General features: G+C 66.0%; 22 protein-coding genes. 12 read left to right on the top strand and 10 right to left on the bottom strand.

What is annotated here, in order from left to right; genetic code table 11:
- Positions 1–180 precede the first annotated feature (180 nt).
- The 4 genes from ACFSXZ_RS04445 (at position 181) to ACFSXZ_RS04460 (ending at position 3,615) form a co-directional block, all read left to right on the top strand.
- Positions 181–564, top strand: a complete 384-nt coding sequence (locus ACFSXZ_RS04445; protein ID WP_378261484.1) for a hypothetical protein — start codon at positions 181–183, stop codon at positions 562–564.
- A gap of 266 nt (positions 565–830) precedes the next feature.
- Complete coding sequence (locus ACFSXZ_RS04450; protein ID WP_378261486.1) at positions 831–1,700, top strand: hypothetical protein; 870 nt, start codon at positions 831–833, stop codon at positions 1,698–1,700.
- Positions 1,701–2,391: 691 nt separating this feature from the next.
- Complete coding sequence (locus ACFSXZ_RS04455; RefSeq protein ID WP_378261488.1) at positions 2,392–2,940, top strand: TetR/AcrR family transcriptional regulator; 549 nt, start codon at positions 2,392–2,394, stop codon at positions 2,938–2,940.
- Between the two features lie 216 nt (positions 2,941–3,156).
- Positions 3,157–3,615, top strand: a complete 459-nt coding sequence (locus ACFSXZ_RS04460; protein ID WP_378261490.1) for a hypothetical protein — start codon at positions 3,157–3,159, stop codon at positions 3,613–3,615.
- A 147-nt stretch (positions 3,616–3,762) separates the two neighbouring features.
- Here ACFSXZ_RS04460 and ACFSXZ_RS04465 read toward each other — a convergent pair whose 3' ends face one another.
- On the bottom strand, positions 3,763–4,059 hold the full coding sequence (locus ACFSXZ_RS04465; RefSeq protein WP_378262755.1) for a phospholipase domain-containing protein: 297 nt from the start codon (positions 4,057–4,059) through the stop codon (positions 3,763–3,765).
- Between ACFSXZ_RS04465 and ACFSXZ_RS04470 the strand changes: the two genes are divergently transcribed.
- Entirely contained in the window at positions 4,033–4,200 is a 168-nt protein-coding gene (locus tag ACFSXZ_RS04470; RefSeq protein ID WP_378262757.1) for a hypothetical protein, read from the top strand. The two genes, ACFSXZ_RS04465 and ACFSXZ_RS04470, sit on opposite strands and share 27 nt — an antisense overlap.
- Before the next feature lie 337 nt (positions 4,201–4,537).
- Here ACFSXZ_RS04470 and ACFSXZ_RS04475 read toward each other — a convergent pair whose 3' ends face one another.
- The 3 genes from ACFSXZ_RS04475 to ACFSXZ_RS04485 form a co-directional block, all read right to left on the bottom strand.
- The gene (locus ACFSXZ_RS04475; protein WP_378261492.1) at positions 4,538–5,200 is read right to left on the bottom strand and encodes a TetR/AcrR family transcriptional regulator; all 663 of its coding nucleotides are present in this window, start codon (positions 5,198–5,200) and stop codon (positions 4,538–4,540) included.
- Positions 5,201–5,322: 122 nt separating this feature from the next.
- Entirely contained in the window at positions 5,323–6,558 is a 1,236-nt protein-coding gene (locus ACFSXZ_RS04480; RefSeq protein ID WP_378261494.1) for an acyl-CoA dehydrogenase family protein, read from the bottom strand.
- A gap of 99 nt (positions 6,559–6,657) precedes the next feature.
- The gene (locus ACFSXZ_RS04485; RefSeq protein WP_378261496.1) at positions 6,658–8,199 is read right to left on the bottom strand and encodes a long-chain-fatty-acid--CoA ligase; all 1,542 of its coding nucleotides are present in this window, start codon (positions 8,197–8,199) and stop codon (positions 6,658–6,660) included.
- Between the two features lie 520 nt (positions 8,200–8,719).
- On the opposite strand from ACFSXZ_RS04485, the gene ACFSXZ_RS04490 reads away from it, so the two are divergent.
- Positions 8,720–9,256 (top strand): alcohol dehydrogenase catalytic domain-containing protein, encoded by a 537-nt coding sequence (locus ACFSXZ_RS04490; RefSeq protein ID WP_378261498.1) that lies wholly within the window; start codon positions 8,720–8,722, stop codon positions 9,254–9,256.
- The gene (locus ACFSXZ_RS04495; RefSeq protein ID WP_378261500.1) at positions 9,253–9,426 is read left to right on the top strand and encodes an SDR family oxidoreductase; all 174 of its coding nucleotides are present in this window, start codon (positions 9,253–9,255) and stop codon (positions 9,424–9,426) included. Before ACFSXZ_RS04490 ends, ACFSXZ_RS04495 begins: the two co-directional genes overlap by 4 nt.
- A gap of 56 nt (positions 9,427–9,482) precedes the next feature.
- Here the strand turns inward: ACFSXZ_RS04495 and ACFSXZ_RS04500 are convergent, their stop codons facing one another.
- Both ACFSXZ_RS04500 and ACFSXZ_RS04505 read right to left on the bottom strand, forming a co-directional pair.
- Complete coding sequence (locus ACFSXZ_RS04500) at positions 9,483–11,180, bottom strand: CocE/NonD family hydrolase (RefSeq protein WP_378261502.1); 1,698 nt, start codon at positions 11,178–11,180, stop codon at positions 9,483–9,485.
- Between the two features lie 137 nt (positions 11,181–11,317).
- Positions 11,318–12,046, bottom strand: coding sequence for an SDR family NAD(P)-dependent oxidoreductase (locus ACFSXZ_RS04505; protein WP_378261504.1), 729 nt, complete (start codon positions 12,044–12,046; stop codon positions 11,318–11,320).
- A 93-nt stretch (positions 12,047–12,139) separates the two neighbouring features.
- Here ACFSXZ_RS04505 and ACFSXZ_RS04510 point away from each other — a divergent pair, with 93 nt between their 5' ends.
- A complete protein-coding gene (locus ACFSXZ_RS04510) occupies positions 12,140–12,742 on the top strand; it encodes a TetR/AcrR family transcriptional regulator (RefSeq protein ID WP_378261506.1) in 603 nt (200 codons plus the stop codon).
- A gap of 48 nt (positions 12,743–12,790) precedes the next feature.
- Here the strand turns inward: ACFSXZ_RS04510 and ACFSXZ_RS04515 are convergent, their stop codons facing one another.
- The 3 genes from ACFSXZ_RS04515 to ACFSXZ_RS04525 all read right to left on the bottom strand — a co-directional run bounded on the left by ACFSXZ_RS04515 (position 12,791) and on the right by ACFSXZ_RS04525 (position 14,845).
- Positions 12,791–12,982: a response regulator transcription factor gene (locus tag ACFSXZ_RS04515; protein ID WP_378261508.1), complete on the bottom strand. Its 192-nt coding sequence runs from the start codon at positions 12,980–12,982 to the stop codon at positions 12,791–12,793.
- Positions 12,976–13,551, bottom strand: a complete 576-nt coding sequence (locus ACFSXZ_RS04520) for a hypothetical protein (RefSeq protein WP_378261510.1) — start codon at positions 13,549–13,551, stop codon at positions 12,976–12,978. Before ACFSXZ_RS04520 ends, ACFSXZ_RS04515 begins: the two co-directional genes overlap by 7 nt.
- Positions 13,552–13,810: 259 nt before the next feature.
- The gene (locus tag ACFSXZ_RS04525) at positions 13,811–14,845 is read right to left on the bottom strand and encodes an NADP-dependent oxidoreductase (protein ID WP_378261512.1); all 1,035 of its coding nucleotides are present in this window, start codon (positions 14,843–14,845) and stop codon (positions 13,811–13,813) included.
- A gap of 878 nt (positions 14,846–15,723) precedes the next feature.
- Here ACFSXZ_RS04525 and ACFSXZ_RS04530 point away from each other — a divergent pair.
- From ACFSXZ_RS04530 to ACFSXZ_RS04545, 4 genes are all read left to right on the top strand, one after another.
- Positions 15,724–17,253 carry a Re/Si-specific NAD(P)(+) transhydrogenase subunit alpha gene (locus ACFSXZ_RS04530; RefSeq protein WP_378261514.1) on the top strand — a complete coding sequence of 510 codons (1,530 nt, stop codon included), beginning with the start codon at positions 15,724–15,726 and terminating at the stop codon, positions 17,251–17,253.
- A gap of 15 nt (positions 17,254–17,268) precedes the next feature.
- Positions 17,269–18,705, top strand: coding sequence for a Re/Si-specific NAD(P)(+) transhydrogenase subunit beta (gene pntB, locus ACFSXZ_RS04535; protein ID WP_378261516.1), 1,437 nt, complete (start codon positions 17,269–17,271; stop codon positions 18,703–18,705).
- 145 nt (positions 18,706–18,850) lie between these two features.
- A complete protein-coding gene (locus ACFSXZ_RS04540) occupies positions 18,851–19,219 on the top strand; it encodes a hypothetical protein (protein WP_378261518.1) in 369 nt (122 codons plus the stop codon).
- A 207-nt stretch (positions 19,220–19,426) separates the two neighbouring features.
- Positions 19,427–19,801, top strand: coding sequence for a hypothetical protein (locus ACFSXZ_RS04545; RefSeq protein ID WP_378261520.1), 375 nt, complete (start codon positions 19,427–19,429; stop codon positions 19,799–19,801).
- A 72-nt stretch (positions 19,802–19,873) separates the two neighbouring features.
- Here ACFSXZ_RS04545 and ACFSXZ_RS04550 read toward each other — a convergent pair whose 3' ends face one another.
- Positions 19,874–20,527, bottom strand: coding sequence for an ArsR/SmtB family transcription factor (locus ACFSXZ_RS04550; RefSeq protein WP_378261522.1), 654 nt, complete (start codon positions 20,525–20,527; stop codon positions 19,874–19,876).
- Between the last annotated feature and the right edge of the window lie 24 nt (positions 20,528–20,551).

Raw genomic sequence — 20,551 nt, forward strand, 5'->3', positions numbered from 1 at the left:
TCGCTCCCGCGCGAGGCGACCGGGTCGTCGCGCGCAGCTCCGTCCCGAGACCTTGGAACAGTCCCCGTGCGCCGTCCAAGTCGGAGGCTTGACTCGTCCGTTCAGGGCATGGGTGGCGGTTCTTGTCAGCACTCAGAACCTCGCGTCCGTAAGCTCGTACTCTCGAGATCGAGGGGACCGATGCGGATGAACCCGTGGTTACAGCTGAGCGCCACGCTGGTCGTCGGCGTGATGACCGCGGGTGGCGCGTTGTGGGGCGTTCGACGGAATGGCCAGGTTGGGGACCGGGCCACCGAGCAACGGGAGGCTCAAGGGCGCCGGGAAGAATGGTCGAAAAGATTCTACGAGGTGCTAGCGTACGTGGTCGACGAGTCACCACGTAAGCGAACCGCTGGCCTGAACCTGATGGCAGCCCTGGGCGATTCGGAGCTCGCGGGGCCGGACGAACGCCGCTTGATGGAGGCTCTCACTGATCGCGTTCTGAAACCGCTTATCCGCGAACTGAACGCTTGCGACCCGAACGAGACCGTGGTCGAAGACAACGAGGGCGAGCTACCAACATGAAAGAGCCATTAGAGGTGACCGCCGAGCAGGTCGCAGCCGCCCGCCTCCGCGTTGTCCTTGATCGACGAGCGGGCCGCGAGCCGGCCGAGATCGTACAACGCATCGCGGAGCAGGAGCCTGCTGAGCCGAGGAACGCCACATCAGCGCCCGCCACAGGGAGCCACGGCCCTGAGCAAGACCAAGTCGGAGAACCCTCACGTCTCCGGAAGCTTCAAGTCGCCAGGCCCAAGGTCAGACATCCGGGTGTCTCCGCGAGCCTTCCCGTATTGCTCGGGCGATTTGCCGACGTGGCCAGCCTTTCCCCACCGGGCAGGGCCGGCACACCGGATGCGGTTCGTGAGTATTTGGAAGCGGGCCAAGGAGAATATGCCGGTGTCCTGGGTTTGTTCGTCTGCCAGGCCTCCAGGTTGCCTGAGCTGATCACTGAGTTGATCAAGGTGAGGCCGGAGCAGCCGCTCCCGCTGTCACTGAGCATCGACACGGACCTGGGCGGGTTGGCGAAAGCGGTCTCGATCTCCGAATCCCGCGCCGATCTGCTCTCCCTGCGCATGGTGGAGGCGCCCGCTCCCCCGGATGTGGACGACGTCTGGCTGGAACGGATCGCGGAGTTCATACCCGAAGATGTGGTCCGCGTCGTCGAACCGCGCGGCGGTGGCCATAAGTGGCTGGACAGCGTCCGGAGGGTCGCTGAGCACGGCAGTTGGCCCAAGCTCCGCTGCGGCAGACTCCGGGACGACAGTTCCCTCAGTGTCGAGGAAGTCGCCAGCTTCCTCGACGTCATCATCAGCCTTAACGGAGCTTCTTTCAAGGCAACCGGCGGTTTGAACAGAGCAGTTCGGCACACCGACCCGGAAACCGGTGCCACCCATCACGGCTTTCTCAACCTGCTGATCGCCACCGCTCGAACCCTGTCTGGCGACGACGTGCGTGAAGCCCTGGCGGCGACTGATGGCCGCGCTCTCGCAGACGAAGCCGCCGCGCTGTCCGAACAAGCCCAGCACGCCGTCCGTGGAATTTTCGCCAGCTGTGCGTGGTCTTCCTTCGCGGAAGGAGTGGAGGACCTAATGCGGCTGGGACTGTATGCCCCACGCGTGAGTTACGGAAATGAGAGCACCGGGGGTGCCGCCGGCGCGTGAGACGCGATGGCGTCGTTGATCCGGTGCGAATCCCTGTGCTCGCGGTCGAACGCCCCCGTTCCCCTGAATGACCGGAGACCATACCCACCCCGACCCGGTAGATCGACATCTCGGCCGCCACGAGCGGATCTTCAGCGACAGGGCCGCTTATCTCACCGCTTGCCTGATTGCGGACCTCCGGCCGATCATTCACGCGACGAGTCTGTCACCCCTGGACCTTTTTGGCGCAAATAGTGACGCAGACGGAAACGGAGAAACGAATCCGAACGGCGTACAACCTTTAGCGCGAACCGTTCGTGTCGGGACGCACCGGGCTCGGCGACCTCGCCGAGCTGCCCGAGCCGGTGCCATTCGGCGGCCGCGGAACAACGCAGGCGACCAGCTGCGCCACGTACCCACGCCAGCACGCCACGAAGTGACCATGCAGTCGACGACATCGGGGTCCATGGCAAGCAGCTCGGTCATCGCCACGATGTCTCAACATGGTGATCACTCCGTTGAGGAGGTTGGGGGCGCGGTGCGGGTGGTGACGGCTCAGGCGGTGACGAACTCGAGCAGCGCCCTGTTGACTTCCGCTGCGTGGGTCCAAAGCAGACCGTGCGGGGCATCGTCGATCTCGACGTAGTCCGCTTCGGGGAACGCCGCGTGGAAGGGCCACTGTTCTACGCCAAGGGGGGTTCAGGCCGTCGGGATGGACCGGGTCAGGAACGAGGCCGGCGTCTCGCTGAAACGGATCTACTCGCTGTTCCCGTCGAAGGACGACCTGCTGGTCGCCGTCCTGAACCGTCGCCGGTCTCAATGGGATGCCGGGATCGCGCAGTTCGCCCAGCGGGCCGCGACTCCGCGCGAGAAGATCCTCGCCATCTTCGATTTCCTCGACGCTTGGTTCCGCCAGCGCGACTTCCGCGGTTGCGCGTTCATCAATGTGTTCGGCGAACTCGGTCCCAACTCGCCCAACGCCATCCGGACAGTGCGGGCTCAGAAGAAGTCCTTCCAGCGGTACGTCTCGCGCCTGGTCAGCGAAGCCGGTGCCCCCAACGCTGTCGCGGCGCAGATCACGATTCTCGTCGAAGGCGCCCAAACCACCGCTGCCATCTCCGGCCGGCCCGACCCGGCCCGGCAGGCACGCATTGCAGGCAAGGTCCTTCTGGATAACGCTCTCGCCCAACATCAACTCCAACAAGAAACCGGCGAATTCGGCGCACCCCAGCTGCCGCCGACGACGGCTGATCGCGGTTGATGATGGGCAGAATGTCGCGGCGGGGGTACTCGCGCCGTGGCGCAGATTGTTCACTGCGGTGATCATGTCCGCCTCGTGCTCTGTTTGGGGTAGGACATGGGCGCGATGACCTCCTTCCAAGCAAGGCCATTCGGCGGCTGACTTCACGGGCGGTGTGTGATGTTCTCGAGTTCCGGAGATTTGCTGAGGGGACAGGGAGACATGATGAGACGCAGTGTGCGCCGTATCGTCGTCGTGATAGCCGCGACCGTCGCGCTCACCGTCACCGCTGCGGTGGGCGAGGCCGGTCTTGCGCAGGCAAGCCAACCGGCGGGGGCGCGTGTTGCCTCGAGCGCCGGGGTGCTCGACGAGCCGTCGCCCTCGGATCAGGACCAGCTGCGAATCGTGGCGGCGGCCATCTGGGGCCAGGATCTCGCCAACGGCTGGGACATGAACACCGACGTCGCCAATGTCCTGTCCGACGCGACTCATGCCATTCTGACCTGCTCAGCGGCATTTTCCTTGGTGCCCAAGCCTCCGGGCTGGGTGCCGGGGATTACGTATCTGGTGAAGTACGCGTTGAACCTTCGAAATTACTTTCTGGCTGTTTCGGGGAACCGAACCTACGCCGCGTGTGTGTCGGGGACCGCTTTGAACTACCGCTCTGCCATGGAGATCGCGTCAGCGGGAGTGTGATCCATGAGTGGCACCAGACCCGAAAGGTGCCGCGGTGACCGGATCCCGGCGGAACATCCGCAAGCGCGGCCCCCAGTCGCAGGCGTGCCCGCGATCCGATGGGACCGCGGGCACGTCGCGACTAGCTCGAAACGGTGAACGACAAAGTCACTTCTCCGCGGCGCGACCGGCGAACCGCTGCCTGAAGTCGGCGGACTCCTTCGCGGTGATGATCACGTCGGAGTAGCCGTCCTCGGTCGGCCAGGTGACGACCTGCTGCTTGCCGGCGCGCACTTCGATAGTCCTTGTCCTGCCGGCGAAGTCGTTCGTGGTCAGGGTGAAGGTCACCGACTGGCGGCCCTCGGCGAACAGGAAGAACCGCCGAGTGGGACGCCCCGCAATCTGTTCGGCTTCAAGGACGGCACGGCCAACAAGGAGATCCTCGACAGTGCCGATCTCACCGATCGGCTGGTCTGGACCAAGGCAGGCGGCGACGAACCGGACTGGGTGGGCGGCGGTTCCTACCACGTGGTCCGCAAAGAACGCCACGACCGCAGCGAGTCGCTGCTCCGGCCAAATGTTACATTCCAAGACTTTGTAGCGTAACGACTATCACACTGTAGACAAGTTCTCGCTAGATGCAAGGCCTCAGCTCGAAAAGTAGCAGTAATGCTTATGCAACATGAGACGGAAATGACGCATCGTGTCGACGTCGAGGCGCCGCGCATGCGAAGCAGGGCGGCCCGAGCGGGCGAGGAGCCCGCGCCTTGACCACGTCGCTAGAGCTCAGGGCCTTCGACGGCTTCGCCCACGGGCTGAACTACGGCTACGAGAAGGTTCCGATTCCCGGCCCCGCTACCGGCCGGTGCAGGCGATCACGAGGGTGCCGACGCCCCGTGATCACCGGCTACCGACCTGCGATCTCGCCTGATCGATCCCGAGGTCAGGCGGCCAGTTTGAGCCCGTTGACCCACAACGTGGTCACGACCGCCACGACCTCCTCGACGTCACGATCTTCGTTGACGAAGCTGTCCTCGGCGGCGCGACTGACCATTCCGGACAGTGTCCTCGCGGTCAACAAGGGATCGAGGGACGCGTCGACGAGACCGCGCTGCTGCAGGTCGCGGATGTGGCGCGCGTTGCGCTCGGCGAAAAGTTGAGAACGCCGGACGCGCAATTCCTTGAACTTCGGATCGATGGCCGCCACCTGGTGCATCAGGGCCATGAGCTTCGCGTTGCGCTTGTACGCCACGAGGTAGGCCCGGTTACTCGCCTCGATGACGGCGACCACGTCGTCGGAGTCCGCGAGACGAGGCATTCCCGGGTGGAGCATGTCGTCTTGAGCCGCTTCCAGGACAGCGGTGAAGGCTTCTTCCTTGCTCGCGAAGTAGGTGTAGAAGGTGCCGGTCGAGCAGTTCGCCTCTGCGGTGATATCGGTCAGACGCGAGGTGAGGAACCCATCGCGCTCGAAAACCGTTCGTGCGGCGGCGACGAGCGTGGCACGCATCCGCATGCCACGGGCGGTCGCCGGTGGCTCCTTCATGCCTGTCGTGTCGGCGAGCGCGGGGACATCGTCCATCACGTCACCCGCCGTCCGTTCGCTCATGGCCTCTTTGTACTGAAGCCGAGTTCAGAACGCAAACGTGCCCCGCCCGCCGCCCAGGCACCGTCAACCGTCCCATTGGTGCAGGTCAATCGAGCGCGCGTGGGCGGCGGGGGTGCACTGGGTCATTTCTTCTTGTTCCAGCCCGGGGAGACACGGCCCAGCTCGACGCGGGCGATGGTGCGCTTATGGACCTCGTCGGGCCCGTCGGCCAGGCGCAGGGTTCGGACAAGGGCCCAGAACGAGGCGAGCGGGAAGTCGTCGGTCACGCCCCCGCCACCGTGGACCTGGATGGCACGATCGATGATCTTCAGCGCCACCTCGGGCGCGGCGACCTTGATCGCGGCGATCTCGACCCTCGCCTTCTGATTCCCGGCCGTGTCCATCAACCACGCGGTTTTGAGCGTGAGAAGGCGGATCATCTCGATATCGATGCGTGCCTCGGCGATCCAGTCCTGAATGTTCGACCTGTTCGCGACCGGTTCGCCGAAGGTAACCCGGTTCTGCGCCCTCGAGATCATCATGTCCAGCGCTCGCTCGGCCATGCCGATCGTCCGCATGCAGTGATGGATGCGGCCCGGGCCCAGACGGGCCTGACTGATCAGGAACCCATCGCCCTCGCCGGCAAGCAACGCGGTCTTGGGTACCCGGACGTCCTCGAAAACAATTTCCGCATGACCCTCGCGGTCCAGGTAGCCGAACACCGGCAGGCCACGCACGACGGTCACACCCGGCGTGTCCAGCGGCACGACCATCATCGACTGCTGGCGGTGGGCAACCGCGCCGACGTCGGTCTTGCCCATCACGATGAGGACCTTGCAGTTCGCGTGCAACGCATTCGAGGCGAACCACTTGCGTCCATTGAGGACGTACTGGTCGCCGTCGGCGTCCATCCGCAGCTGGACATTGGTGGCATCCGAGCTCGCCACCGCCGGCTCGGTCATCGCGAACGCCGAGGCGATCTCGCCCGCAAGCAGTGGCTTGAGCCACTTCTCCTTGTGCTCGGCGGTCCCGAACAGCTCCAACACCTCCATATTGCCGGTGTCAGGAGCATTGCAGTTGGTAGCCTCCGGAGCCAGGTGCGGACTGCGACCCATGATCTCCGCCAAGGGCGCGTAGTCGAGGTTGCTCAAACCCGGCGATCCCCACGCTTCGTTCTCATGCGGGTGAAACAAGTTCCACAGGCCACGCTTCCTGGCCTCGGTCTTGAGCTCTTCCAGGATCGGCGGATGGAATTGAGGATCACCCGATTCGGCCATCTGGGCGGCATAGACGGGCTCGGCCGGATAAATGTGGTCGTCCATGAACTCCAGGAGCTTCGCCTGGTACTCACGTGCTCTCGGACTCGGTGCGAACTCCATCGGGTCTCCTTGGGTACTGTGCCGTTCGTTACCAATCCGACGGCAGCCACGCCGGAAAATCCGGCCAAGTCAGTCCGGCCGCCATGATGCGAGAACCAATCAGCGCAGCTCTCGCTTGAGGATCTTGCCGGTCGGGGTCGTGGGGAACTTGTCGACGAACTCGACAACCCGGGGGTACTTGTAGGAGGCGAACTGCTTCTTGCCCCATTCGACGAGGTCGGCCTCGGTGACGTCGTCGAAGCCGTCGTTCTTGATCGCGACGGCCTTGATCTCCTCGCCGAGCGTCTCGTGGGGAGTGCCGATCACGGCGACCAACGAGACGGCCGGGTGCGTCATCAGCACCTCCTCGAGCTCACGGGGATACACGTTGAAACCGCCACGGATGATCAGGTCCTTGACGCGGCCCACGATGTAATAGAAACCGTCGGCGTCCTTTTTTCCCAGGTCACCGGAGCGGAACCAGCCGTCGCGGATCGCCGCGGCCGTGGCCTCAGGACGGTTGTGGTAACCCTTCATCACGTTATGGCCCTTTATCGCGATCTCTCCCACGGCGCCGGGCGTATCGGGCACATCGCTCCAGTCGTCGTTGATCAGCTTCATCTCGACGCCCGGAATGGGCCTGCCGATAGAGCCGAGCCGCAACGGCTCCCCCAGCACGGACGAGGTAGCCGTCGGAGAGGTCTCGGAAAGCCCGTAGCCCTCGAGGATCTGGACCCCGAATCTTTGCGCGAACTGGCGGTGAACCTCCGCGGGCAAGGCCGCGCCACCTGCGGCCGCCACCCGGAGACTGCCTTCCAGCTGACGGACACCCGTGGCGTCGTCGAGGGCTCCGAGCAATCCCCAATACATGGTCGGCACGCCCGCGAAGATCGTCACCCGTTCGTCGATCATCAGTCTCAGGCATTCGGACGGATCAAATCGGGGAAGCATCACCACGGTCCCCCCGAAAGCCGTTGCCCCGTTCTGGATACACGTCTGCCCGAAGGCGTGAAAGAGTGGCAAGACACACAGATACGTGTCGGGAAGAGCGGCATCGATGCCATAGACATGGCGGGTGGCGAGTGCGTTTTCGCGCAGATTACGATGCCCGAGTTCGGCACCCTTGGGTTGGCCGGTCGTACCCGAAGTGTAAAGAATGACCGCGGTGTCCTCGTCGCCGCGCTCGAGGGTGGGAAGACCGTTGTCGCCCGAGAGCGGCTCATGGTCGACCAGCGTCACACCGCACTCCGGACCGTCGGAGATGGAGACGAAAAGCGAGCAGGACTCAACTCGGTCGAAGCCGTCACGTGCCGCTTCGACGAGAGCCCGGCCCGTGGGCGCGTCATGCGCGATATATGCGGTCGATCGTGAGTCCTCGAGATGATAAGCGATCTCCCGGCCCCGGAGAGTGACATTCAACGGAACGACGACCGCTCCCGCTTTGAGGATCCCCCAGTACGCGATGGTGAATTCCGGGACGTTCGGACAAGACAAAGCAACCCTGGCCCCGGGCTGGACACCCTTGCGCCGCAACGTGTCCGCGAGGCTGTTGGCGCGGTCGCGAATTTCCCGGAACGGCAAACGCCGCTCCCCCGCGACTATCGCGATCCTGTCGGGGTAACGCGTCGCCGCCGCATCGATCAGTTCTGCGAGGTTTGTCATATCAGGTCCTCAACCAGTCCGGAGTAGTCCATAGCGACGACGATCCCGCTCCACCGCCGGAGATCGGCGACAGGGCCACGACCGCGGATCCGGGGACGAGCTTGCGGAGAAGCGCCTGGGGCAAGAAACAGGGAGCTTCGACGTTGGTGGACCACATCCGGGCAAACGGACCGGCCGGACGCGCCTTCCGCCCGGCCGGTCACCGTTGAGCCATGGCTTTGCCTGACTTCGCGGTTTGCGCGCCTGCGACGCACCAGCGACACGGGCCCACGGAGATCAGTCGCATCATCGCGCCTCCTCATCCGCGATCACCGTAATTGAATCCGGATCCAGGTTCAAGTAGGTTGCTCATGGATCCACCAGTTCACGGAGGAGTCGTCGTGCCCAGAGCCGCGACCACCGCAACAACCCGCGCCCCGCTGGGCGAGACCTCTCGGGGCGCGTTCGACTCGCTCCGGGGCCGGCACCGCTGCGTCGCACTCTTACGAGTGCGACCGGGGGCAGCGCGCAAGGCCGCACGGTGAAGGCGTGGCAGGTCCTCGAGTTGGGCGAGCCCAAGGACGTCATGACGCTTGCCGAGGTCGCCGATCCACGTCCACAGGCTGGACAAGTCCTGGTCTCCGTGCTGGCCGCGGCCGCGAACTTTCCGGATGTCCTGATGTGCCGCGGCCGATACCAGGTCCGGCCCGAGCTTCCGTTCGTCCCCGGGATCGAGCGGTGCGGCAAGATCATCGCAGTGGGTGACGGCGTCTCCGGCTTCGCCATCGGTGACCGTGTCATGGGATCGCCGACGGCCCCGACCGGCGCCTTCGCCGAACTCGCGCTGATGGAGGCATCCAGCACGTTCCACGCGCCGCCCGGGCTCGACGACGCCCAGGCCGCGGCGCTCTACATCGGGCATCAGACCAGCTGGTTCGCGCTCCACCGCCGCGCCCGGATAGCGTCAGGCGAGGTACTTCTGGTCCATGCGGCCGCCGGCGGAGTGGGCACCGCGGCCGGGCTCGCAAGGGAATCCGGGTCAATGCGATCGTCCCCGGGTTCTTCGCCACCGAGATGACGGACCAATACTCCGACGAGTACAGGGCGACCCTCATCAACCGTATTCCCCTTGCCCGCAAGGGGAATACGGCGGAGATCGCCGCGACGCGGGTCTGGCTGGTGTCCCCGGCGGGCGGATACGTGTGCGGACAGTCGATCGTCTGCGACGGCGGATTCACGATCGCTTGAGCCGTAACGCGTTCCCTGTCTTGTCGATGAATCCTTTGCGAGGAACCGAACCGAGGTCAACCGGCCTGTGGGCCAGGCACGATGGGGAGCACGATCCGGGAAGGCCTTGCCGCGTCGTGCACGACCTGTTGGTTGGCCACCTGCCAGGCCGTCCCGGTGTCGATCGACTCCCCGGTGTTGAGGTTGCGATCCCAGCGAGGGAAGTTGCTCGAGGTGAGGTGGACCCGAAGGCGGTGCCCCTTCTTGAAGAGGTAACTGGTGGACCACAGGTCCACGGTGTTCTCGGCGAACGCGTCCTGCTGTCCCTCGACCCGTGCGATGCCGTCGACGACGTTGAGAGACCGGCCGCTCGGATCGACGTCGCAAAGCCGGACGACCCAATCGGTCGAGGGGGCGTCCGTCCGAGTGTGCAGAATCGCCTTGATCCGGCCGGTTACCTCGACATCGGACTCCAGGGGGGCGGAGTCGTAGACGAGAAGGTCGGCTCGCCGCTCGATGGCCGCCTGGTCCACGGGGCCGCTGCGGTACTCAGTGGACATAAGGATGGCACCCCCCGTTGTGGGACAGGGATCGGCCGGATCGTAGGCGTAGGCGTCATAGCCCTCGTCGGCCGACGGCGGTTCGAGGGACAGTGAACCTTCGGCGCGCAGGTACACGCTGGTGTCGACGGCGCGTTCCAGTGGCCAACTCTGCTCCGCCCGCCAGGTGTTGGCGCCCATGACAAACAGGAAAACCGGCGGCAGGCCGGCCCCGGAGGGATTCCGGGGTTCGTCCGCGCCGGGCAGCCACCGGGCGAACCAGTCGGCCTGGATATCGGTAAGGCTTCCGGTGAGGCCGAGAAGATCGCCACTCGCGGCCAATCCGAAGTTCACATCGCCGGTCTGAGGGCCGAAGGTTGCTCCGTGTACCCAGGGACCGACGACGAGGTTCGCGGGGCGGCCGGCCGCGCGCATGGCCATGTATCCATCGAGCGAGCCCTGCAAGAACATGTCGTACCAGCCGCCGATGGTCAGCGACGGCAAATCGATCTCAGCGTGCCTGCCCGCGATGCGGCAGGCCGAGGACCAGCCAGACTCCCGGCGCGACCGCTCCGAACCGATTTCGGGCACGTCCTGGCGGCGAAAGACCGGCGGCCGGCCTGCCGGCAGTTCCTGGTAGGCCTTGGACGCGACATCGTCGAACTCTTCGATCAGCGAGAGCAGCGGCTTGGCACCGCTGTCCGGGTCACCGGCGTGGCGCCGGATGACGGTATTCAGTCCGTGCAGGAGCGACCACGGAACACAGAAGCCGAATTCGGTGGCCCCACCCCGGGCGAAGAGCCCGTCGTCCGGTTCGGACCAGGTCATCATCGGCGCGATCGCTGTGAGCTCTGGTGGTTTCGCCAGCGCTGCCATCCATTGAGCGTTCCCGAGGTAACTGGCCCCGTACATGCCCACGGACCCGTTGGCTCCGGGAAGGGAGGCGGCCCAACGGACGGTGTCATAGCCGTCCTGTTCCTCGTAGGTCAACGGGTCCCATTCGCCTTCGGAGGCAAATCGGCCCCGCGTATCCTGCAGCACCACGATATAGCCGCGTTTGGCCAGGCCGACGGGGTTGAGGAGTTGCACCATCACCGGGCCACTCTTGTTGTACGGAAGCCTGCTCAACAACACCGGGCGGCGGCGATCGCCGGCGGGACGGTAGATGTCCGCTTTCAGGACCGTGCCGTCGCGCATCTGAGCCGGGACGTCGAACTCGATTCGGATCTCGCTCATGTTTTCCTCTTCGTTGAGTTGAACACTCTTCTGGCACGGTCCGTGCGGTTGTGCCACTTACTCATCGAGTGGCCGGTGGCCGAGCCGGTTCTCCGCCCGCGGATACCGGCTCGGCTTCTGTCGCAGCCTGGCCGCCGTCAGCTGCCGACCGCACTCAGGTCCAAGGCCTGGGGAGGGCCGGTGAGGGTCGCTTTCGCCTCGGCGCTGAGCCGGTCCAGAATCTCGACTTCCCCTGCCTCGATCCCGTCCAAGGCCAACCGAGCGAGGTCGGCCGGGTCGTCCATTACCTCTTCGGAAATGTCGACCCCGGCATTGCCCAGGTACTCCTTCAGCGTCTCAGTGGCGATCAGAAAAGGGACGAGTGCGGCGACGTGGGTTCCCTGTGCGGCGAGTTCGACCCGCACACCGTTGGTCAGACCCCATGCCGCGGACTTGGCGGCCGCGTAGGAGGTGTTGCCGTCGACAGTGGTCCAGGCCACGGCCGACAGGACGTTGAGAATGGCGCCGCCGCCGTTGCGGGCGAGGATGGGTGCGAACGCCCGGATCATGGCGAGGGTGCCGTAGTAGTTCGAGTCCATCACCTGCCGGATCGCGTCGAGGTCACCGGTGACCAGGTTCCCGCCGGCGGTGAACGCGGCATTGTTGATCAATACGTCGACATCCGTGGCGACCGACGCCGCGGCCTCGACGGACGCCTGGTCGGTGATGTCGAGGCGCAGCACCTCGGCACCCGGGATCTCGACCAGTTCGGGGCGGCGTGCCGTGGCATAAACCTTGGCGCCACGGCGCAGCAATTCGGTGGCGAAATGGTGGCCGAGGCCTCGGTTCGTGCCGGTGACCAGGGCGGTCGCGCCGTCCAGTTTCATGCAGATCCTCCGCTAAGTTGACTCATCGGTCATGTTTCTGGAGCCAACCTAGCGGCAAGGTGACCAAGCGGTCAATATGCTACGATCGGTCGCGTGGCGTCACCAACCCGCTCGTTGCGTTCCGACGCGGCACGCAACCGTGAACTGCTCCTGGCCGCGGCCGAGGACGAGTTCGCGGAGCGGGGAATCGAAGCGTCGGTCGCCGACATCGCCCGCCGGGCAGGTGTTGCCAAAGGCACCGTTTTCAGTCATTTCGCGACAAAGGAAGAGTTGATCGCCGCGGTCGTCGCGAACCACATAGCAGTCCTGACGGCCACCGCGGAACGATTGCTGGAGTCAGCGGACGCAGGAGCGGCGCTTCTGGAGTTCCTGACGGTGGCGGCGGACCGCCGGCAGCAGCGGGACCTGACGTTCCTGATGTCGATCAGCGCCGAAAACTCCCAGGTCGTCCGGATTCGAAACCAGTTGCACGCGGACATCGGCTCGCTGGTTCAGCGGGCGCACGAGTGTGGCGCTCTTCGTCCCGACGTCACGGCGACGGACATCTACCTCCTGATCTGCGCGCCGGTTCACGTAATCGAAAACCTCCCCGGCGCTCCTTCGGATCTGTGGCGACGCTATCTCGCCATCATTTTCGACGGACTGCGACCGGAAGGCGCCAGTCCCCTGCCCCGGCCGGCACCGAACTGGCCCTGAACGCCAAACCCGCTCCACCTGGCCTCCCCCGCGCCGGACGAGATCGCGTCAGCCTTCCGCGGGCAAGCCGTTGGCCCAGGCCGCGATCTGCGCCCGGGAGGCGAATCCGAGTTCGCCGCGTATGTGATCGAGGTGGCTTTCCGCGGTGCGCTGGGAGATCACCAGTGTCACGGCGATCTCGCGGTTGGATTTGCCGGACGCGACCAGTTCGGCGACCTCGCGCTCCCGCTTGGTCAGCATCGACCCCCACCCGGGCACGTCGGCGGACTCGGAACGGGCCGTCGTTTTCTCTCCCAGCGCTTAGCTGATGGCCTCGTCGTGGTCGAGGAGGCGGCCCGGCGGGGATCTCCCTCGGCCGCCGCTACCCAGCCGAGTGGCTCCAGACAGAACGGCGCTCCCGTATCGTCGCGCAATTCCCGTTTCCGTCGCAGCGCTTCCCGCAGGCGTGCCGACGCTTTCCGCAGGGCACCGGCGGTCCACCAGACGACGCCGAAGTGCCATTCCGACCAGGACAGCGCCCACCGCTCGCCCAGTGACGCGCAAATGCGCTGGCATTCCTCCAGCAAAGTCACCGCGCGATCGGTGTGCCCGAGCAGGCTGTTGGCCTGAGCGCAGGTGTAGAACGTGGTCAAGGCCTGCACGGTCCACCGCGGTGCGGTGCGATGCCAAGCCAGCGCCTCGTCCAGCAATCGCGCACCGCGCTCGACGTCGCCGTACCAGGTCAAAGCCTCGCCCAGATAGCGCTTGGCATGGGCCAATTCCCTTTCGTCACCGAGGTCGGCGGCCAGGCGGTACGCCTCCTCGAGCAACTCAAGGCTGGCACGGGCATCTCCTTGGAGGTAGGCGACGAGGCCGGTCAGGCTGAGGACACGTGCTCTTACGCCGCCGCGCGCTTGAGAACTTCGTTCTCCATCTCCAACTGCCGGAACTCGGGCGGGAAAGGTGCAGGCATGTCGAACATCCTCCCTCGTGGCCACACAGTGCCACAGGCCACGGTGTCCGGGCTACGGGGTCAAGCTCAACTCGTGACTCCAGTCCACCGTCGCGCGCAACTGCCCGGCCGCGCTTTCACCGTGTCGGGTCTTCACCGACCCGCACCAGCAGCTTGCCGAAGTTCCTTCCGGACAGCAGGCCGCGAAAGGCCTCCGGCGCCTGTTCCAGGCCTTCGACGATGTCTTCGCGGTAGCGCACCGAACCCTCGCGGACCCAGCCGGCCATGTCGTGGAGGAAGGCGTCGTGCAGGCTGGGCACGAACTCGTCCTGGATAAAACCTCGCACGGTCAGGCTCAGCGTCAGGACACGGCGCAGGAACCCGGGCAGCCGGTCCACCCCCTCGGGTTGCCCGGTCGCGTTGTAGTCGGCCACCAGGCCACAGACCGGGATGCGGGCGAACTTGTTCAGCCTGTGTGTGACGGCGTCGGCGACCGGCCCGCCGACGTTTTCGAAGTAGACGTCGACCCCGTCCGGCGAAGCCGCTGCCAGATCCTCGCGAAACGTCGGTGAACGATGGTCGATCGCCGCGTCGAAGCCGAAAACCTCCCGCAGGGCACGGCACTTCCGCGGGCCGCCGGCGATACCGACCGCACGAGCGCCCCGCAACCGGGCCAGCTGGCCGACAGCCGACCCGACCGGCCCGGTGGCCGCCGCGACGACCACCGTCTCCCCCGGCTTCGGCCGCCCGATTTCGAACAGCCCGGCATAGGCCGTGAAGCCGGGCATGCCGAGCACGCCCAGCGCGGTCGACACCGGTGCCTGCCGCGGGTCCAACCGCCGGGTGTGCCGGGCGTCGGCGACGGCATGGGTTTGCCAACCGGTGTAGGCCAGTACCAGGTCGCCGGCCTGGCGGCCGGCGGCACGCGACTCGATGACCTCGCAGACCGTGCCGCCGACCATGACGTCGCCGATCTCGACGGGGTCCGCATAGGACTTCGCGTCACTCATCCGGCCGCGCATGTAGGGGTCCAAGGACAAGTAGACAGTGCGCAGCGACACCTGGCCGTTCCGCAACTGCGGCAGTGTCCGCACGGTGGTCTGGAAGTCGCTGTCCCGCGGCTCGCCGAGCGGACGGGCAGCGAGGCGGATCTGTGTCGACTGGATGGTCATCGGCTGGCTCCCGGGAGATCGATCAGGCCGGCCAACCAGTGCTTGAACGCCTGGAATCCTCCGACGGCGCGGCCGAACTGCCTGTGTTGCTTGAGGTAGCCCAACGTCTCCGCCATTCTGCCCCGGTAGGTCTGGTCGGGATCGTCGCCGAAGCGCAGCGTGCGGATGGCGGCATAGGTACAAGGTACTAAGCGCTTGCTTACCAGGCGATCCTCCCAGCTGGCACACGATTGTCACCTTGATCACGCCAAACACGCTGACCAACCGGATACCACGTCCCACCGACCCCGCGTGGGTACACGGCGGGCGATGTGCCGCACCGATGACACGGTGCAGGCCCCGTTTTTCCACCGGAGGGCGGCGACGTTTTCCCCGAGCCGATTCGCCACGGCCGGGTGCGGATTCCGTCCCTTCGGGACAAGGCGGTTACCCGAAACCCTGACCACGCTTGGAAGAAAACGATGACCACCGAAGGCCGGGCCGCCACCGGATGTGGGTGATGGTGTTCCTGACCACGCGTGCCGACCGCTTGCCGTGGGGGCATTCGGGTCGTAGACGGCGACCGCGAAGCTCCGGGTCCCGGCAGGACGGGGCCCGGCCAAACGAGGATTGTACGTGCGGCTTCGCGCAGGTGGTTGTGATTTTCCCTGGCGTCGGCGCACATCCGCGCCCCTTGACTATCCGGATCAGTGAGCCATATTGTCGGTTCACTGATCCGATTGATCGGATCCGGCGAACCGTCAAGCATCTCCCGTATGGTTCACCGCCTATGTCGTGCTTGCTTCCGGCCGGGCCGGCAAAGCGGAACACGGGTGAGGATCCCTGGGCCGCGAAGTCCCCGCAGCCACGTGCACCGAGATGAAAGAGGCCTGGTCCAGGTGCGTATCGGAATCCCTCGCGAGAGGAAACCAAGGGAAACACGTGTCGCGGCGACGCCGGTGACCCTCCGCCAGCTCACGGCCCTTGGTTACGACGTACTCGTGGAAACCGGCGCCGGAACGGCGGCGACTTTTTCCGACGCCGCGTATGCGGACGCCGGAGCCACGATCGGCGAGGAAGACGAGGCATGGAGCGCCGACATCGTCCTCCGCGTCAACGATCCCGCAATCGACGAGGTCTGGAAGCTCAAGCCGGACGCCACGATCGTCAGTCTGCTCGCCCCGGCCCGGAATCCGGAGCTGCTGGCCGCGCTGGCCGAACGCGGCGTGACCGGGCTGGCGATGGATGCCGTGCCGCGTATCTCCCGGGCGCAGTCGCTGGATGTGTTGTCGAGCATGGCGAACATCGCGGGATACCGTGCGGTGATCGAGGCCGCGCACCACTTCGGCCGGTTCTTCACCGGCCAGGTGACCGCGGCGGGCAAGGTGCCACCGGCGAAGGTCCTCGTCGCCGGCGCCGGGGTGGCGGGGTTGGCGGCGATCGGCGCCGCGTCGTCGCTGGGGGCGATCGTACGGGCGACCGATCCACGCCCCGAAGTCGCCGATCAGGTGAAGTCACTGGGCGGGGAATACCTCGCCGTGGACGTGCCGCAAGAGGCCTCCACCGACGGCTACGCGAAGGCGACGTCGGAGGCCTATGACAAGCGTGCCGCCGAGATCTACCGTGAGCAGGCCGAAGACGTCGACATCATCATCACCACGGCGCTGATCCCCGGCCGCCCGGCTCCGCGTCTGCTGACCGGAGAAGACGTGGCCGCCATGAAACCCGGCTCCGTCGTCGTCGACATGGCGGCCGCCATGGGCGGCAATGTCGCCGGCACGGTGGCCGACGAGGTCGTGACCACCGCGAACGGGGTCACGATCATCGGCTACACCGACCTCCCCGCGCGGTTGCCCGCGCAGTCCTCCCAGCTGTACGGCACGAATCTGGTCAACCTCCTCAAACTGCTCACGCCGGAGAAGGACGGGCGGCTCACCCTCGACCTCGACGACGTCGTGCAGCGCAACCTCACCGTCGTCCACTCCGGCGAAATTCTGTGGCCACCGCCGCCGGTCGAGGTCTCCGCCACGCCGCTTTCCCGCAAAACCACCGAGCCGGCAGACACGGAAGAGAAAAAACCACGTTCCGCAGCGACTCGACTGGGCCTGACCGGTCTCGGCGCTCTCGCGCTCTTCCTGATCAACGCCTACGCACCCGCCCCGCTGCCGCAGCATTTCACCGTGCTCACGCTCGCCGTCGTCATCGGTTACTACGTCATCGGGAAGGTGCACCACGCGCTGCACACGCCGCTCATGTCGGTGACCAACGCCATTTCCGGCGTGATCGTCGTCGGCGCGATCCTCCAGATAGGACTGGACGATCCGGCTGTCCGAAGCCTGTCGACCGTCGCCATCCTGCTCGCCAGCGTCAACATCATCGGCGGCTTCGCGGTGACACGCCGGATGCTCGCCATGTTCCGCAAGAACTGAAAAGAGAACCGAACGGTGTCCGCTACCTCCATCTCCACGGCGGCTTATCTGGTCGCCTCCCTCCTGTTCATCCTCAGCCTCGCCGGTCTGTCCAAACACGAAACCTCCCGTCAGGGTCTCACCTACGGCGTGGCCGGCATGGTCATCGCACTGGCGGCGACCATCGGCCTGGTGGCCACCACGCCTTCCGGCCCAGGACAGGGGATCGGGGTCGTGCTGCTGATCGCCGCCGTCGTCGTCGGGGGTGCCGCCGGGCTGTGGCGCGCCCGCGTCGTCGAGATGACCGGCATGCCCCAGTTGATCGCGCTGCTGCACTCGTTCGTCGGGCTGGCCGCCGTCCTGGTCGGCTGGAACGGTTACCTCGAAGTCGAGGCCGGCCCACCGGCCCAGGCCGCCGGGTTCACCGGCAGCCTGCTGGGCATTCACCACGCCGAGGTCTTCATCGGCATCTTCATCGGCGGTGTGACCTGCACCGGCTCGATCGTGGCGTTCCTCAAACTGTCCGGACGGCTCAAGTCCGCCCCGTTGATGTTGCCGGGCAAGAACATCCTCAACCTGGGTGCGCTGGCGGCCTTCGCGGCACTGACGGTGTGGTTCGTGATCGCGCCTGGGCTCGGGCTGCTGATCGCCGTGACCGCACTGGCGCTGGCGCTCGGCTGGCACCTGGTCGCCTCGATCGGAGGCGGGGACATGCCGGTCGTGGTGTCGATGCTCAACAGCTATTCCGGCTGGGCGGCCGCGGCCTCGGGCTTCCTGCTCAACATGGACGTCCTCATCGTCACCGGCGCCCTCGTCGGCTCCTCCGGCGCCTACCTGTCCTACATCATGTGCAAAGCCATGAACCGCTCGTTCGTCTCCGTCATCACCGGAGGATTCGGCATCGAAGGCCGGGCCGACGATGACACCGACTACGGCGAGCACCGCGAAATCTCCGCCGAAGAAGCCGCCGACCTGCTCGCCACCGCGTCCTCGGTGGTGATCACCCCCGGCTACGGCATGGCCGTCGCTCAGGCCCAATACCCCGTCGCCGAACTGACACGCCAGCTCCGCGACCGGGGTGTCACGGTCCGCTTCGGCATCCATCCCGTCGCCGGGCGCCTGCCCGGACACATGAACGTCCTTCTCGCCGAGGCCAAAGTGCCCTACGACATCGTGTTGGAAATGGACGAGATCAACGACGACTTCGCCGGGACCGATGTCGTCCTGGTCATCGGTGCCAACGACACGGTGAATCCGGCCGCGGCGGAAGACCCCGGCAGCCCGATCGCGGGAATGCCCGTGCTGAGGGTATGGGAAGCCGAGAACGTCATAGTGTTCAAGCGATCGATGGCCGCGGGCTACGCCGGTGTCCAGAACCCGTTGTTCTTCCGGGAAAACAGCCGGATGCTCTTCGGCGACGCGAAAAGCAAAGTCGGGGAAATCGCGACGGCACTGGCCCGGGTCCCCGCCTGACCGCCGCGCGGAAACCGCTGCCGATCCTGCTCCTCAGCCGATCCGAACGGGCTGCCGCCCTCGCCGAACCTGGTCAGTGGTGGAGGTCTCGTAGCGCAGCGACACCCGCCGCACCAGATGCCGCCACACCCCCAGGGCGAGCAGCATGGCGCAACTCCTCACGGCAAATCCGGACCTGGTGGTGTTCAACGGCTACGCCGACCAATACCGCTACGCATCGATCCGCGTGCACGCCGGACAGCGCATCCGGCTGTGGCTACTCGACTCCGGCCCCAACAAACCCAGCGCCTTCCACGTGGTCGGCGCCCAATTCGACACCGTCTTCAAAGAAGGCTCGTACCAACTGCAACCCGGCAACCCCACTGACGGCGCGGCCCAGGAACTCGACCTGCAACCCGGCGAAGGCGGCTTCGTCGAACTCACCCTGCCCCGACCCGGCACCTACACCATCACCACCCACCGGCTCGCCGACGCACAACGCGGCGCCATGGGCAGCCTCATCGCCGAACCTTGACCGAGCCGACCTGGCCGACGGGGCACACGTCGTCGCCATCGATCCGGCCACCCATCACAGCTTCTACCCGGTGCCCGCCGGGACGGACAGCCGTCCCGCGCTGCTGGAACAAGAGCCCGTCGGGTAGCGCGAGACGACCGTCCCATGTAGTCAGTTCACGGGTCGAGACATCACGCCACAACACATCACCGTGGCTACGCTCCCCCTATGAACAGCGAGGCCCTTGTGACAGCGGGAACCTTCGGTGCCGGCCACATCGCGCTCACCGCAGCCATCACCGGTGTCCTCGCCTTGGCCGCGGCAGCCTGGCGGCTACCCCGCAAGGCGTGGCTGGATGTGGTGGCCGTCGGCGTGCTCGCCGCCGCGTCGGTGTTCCTCTGGCGGATCTCGGCGAACATGCCACAACTCAACAGCGACGGCCTGCCCGGCTTCTCCGCCAACGACTGGCTCGCACCCGCACTGACCTACCTGTTCCTCACCACCTACGCCGACCTGCGCCCACCCCCCGACCCCCGCCGCGACCGGCAAACCCGAGCACTCGCCGTGCTCGCTTCCCTCGCCGTCAACGTGATCACCATCTGACGCCGACACGGCTCTCGCCCGTCGCCCGGGTTCGGTGGCCCGATATCGCCGCCCGTCGGCGAACCAAGGTCGTCAGGTGGCGACCGGAAGGTCGGCCAGGCGCCATTCGAGCATCCCGTCGGCCAGCCGGCGGGCCGGCCGGCCTTGGGCGGTGAGGAGCCGGACGGCGTCGTGGGCGAGGACGCAATAGGCTCCGCGGCAGTAGGCGACGATCTCCTGATCGACTGGTAGCTCGGCCAACCGGTCCGCGAGTTCATCCAGCGGGATCGACACCGCGTCGGGGATATGCCCCGCGGCGTACTCTTCCACCGGCCGCACATCGATCACCGTCACCTGGCCCGAGCCGACGCGGTGCAGTAGTTCCTCCCGCGTGACCTGCTCGGTGTCCGGACCGAGGTAGGCGGCGCGGGCGGTGGCCACCTCGGCCAGGTGCTCACTGGCCACCGCTCGCACCAGCGCGTAGAGGGCGGCGACATCGGAACCGGCAAGCCGGTAGTAGATCTTGGTGCCCTCCTTGCGGGTGGTCACCAGATTGGCCCGCTTGAGGGTCTGCAGATGCGCCGAGGCCGTGGTCAGCCCAAGTTCCGCGGCCCGCGCGAGCGCGTCGACCGTTCGCTCCCCCTGGGCCAGCAGGTCGAGCAGTTCCAGCCGCTTGCCGTTGCCCAGAGCCTTGCCGACCTGGGCAAACAGATCGAACAAGGCGTTCTTCGTTTCCCGGTCGCCCATAGTCCTCCAATCTTCTATGGAATA

The organism is Amycolatopsis pigmentata, from assembly GCF_042684065.1.
Lineage (GTDB): Bacteria > Actinomycetota > Actinomycetes > Mycobacteriales > Pseudonocardiaceae > Amycolatopsis_E > Amycolatopsis_E pigmentata.

Excerpts from the sequence above, each read along its gene's own strand:
- ACFSXZ_RS04445 (WP_378261484.1), top strand. The coding sequence starts at position 181 with ATGCGGATGAACCCGTGGTTACAGCTGAGCGCCACGCTGGTCGTCGGC.
- ACFSXZ_RS04455 (WP_378261488.1), top strand. The coding sequence starts at position 2,392 with ATGGACCGGGTCAGGAACGAGGCCGGCGTCTCGCTGAAACGGATCTAC.
- ACFSXZ_RS04475 (WP_378261492.1), bottom strand. The coding sequence starts at position 5,200 with ATGAGCGAACGGACGGCGGGTGACGTGATGGACGATGTCCCCGCGCTC.
- ACFSXZ_RS04480 (WP_378261494.1), bottom strand. The coding sequence starts at position 6,558 with ATGGAGTTCGCACCGAGTCCGAGAGCACGTGAGTACCAGGCGAAGCTC.
- ACFSXZ_RS04485 (WP_378261496.1), bottom strand. The coding sequence starts at position 8,199 with ATGACAAACCTCGCAGAACTGATCGATGCGGCGGCGACGCGTTACCCC.
- ACFSXZ_RS04495 (WP_378261500.1), top strand. The coding sequence starts at position 9,253 with ATGACGGACCAATACTCCGACGAGTACAGGGCGACCCTCATCAACCGT.
- ACFSXZ_RS04500 (WP_378261502.1), bottom strand. The coding sequence starts at position 11,180 with ATGAGCGAGATCCGAATCGAGTTCGACGTCCCGGCTCAGATGCGCGAC.
- ACFSXZ_RS04505 (WP_378261504.1), bottom strand. The coding sequence starts at position 12,046 with ATGAAACTGGACGGCGCGACCGCCCTGGTCACCGGCACGAACCGAGGC.
- ACFSXZ_RS04515 (WP_378261508.1), bottom strand. The coding sequence starts at position 12,982 with ATGCTGACCAAGCGGGAGCGCGAGGTCGCCGAACTGGTCGCGTCCGGC.
- ACFSXZ_RS04525 (WP_378261512.1), bottom strand. The coding sequence starts at position 14,845 with ATGACCATCCAGTCGACACAGATCCGCCTCGCTGCCCGTCCGCTCGGC.
- ACFSXZ_RS04540 (WP_378261518.1), top strand. The coding sequence starts at position 18,851 with ATGGCGCAACTCCTCACGGCAAATCCGGACCTGGTGGTGTTCAACGGC.
- ACFSXZ_RS04545 (WP_378261520.1), top strand. The coding sequence starts at position 19,427 with ATGAACAGCGAGGCCCTTGTGACAGCGGGAACCTTCGGTGCCGGCCAC.
- ACFSXZ_RS04550 (WP_378261522.1), bottom strand. The coding sequence starts at position 20,527 with ATGGGCGACCGGGAAACGAAGAACGCCTTGTTCGATCTGTTTGCCCAG.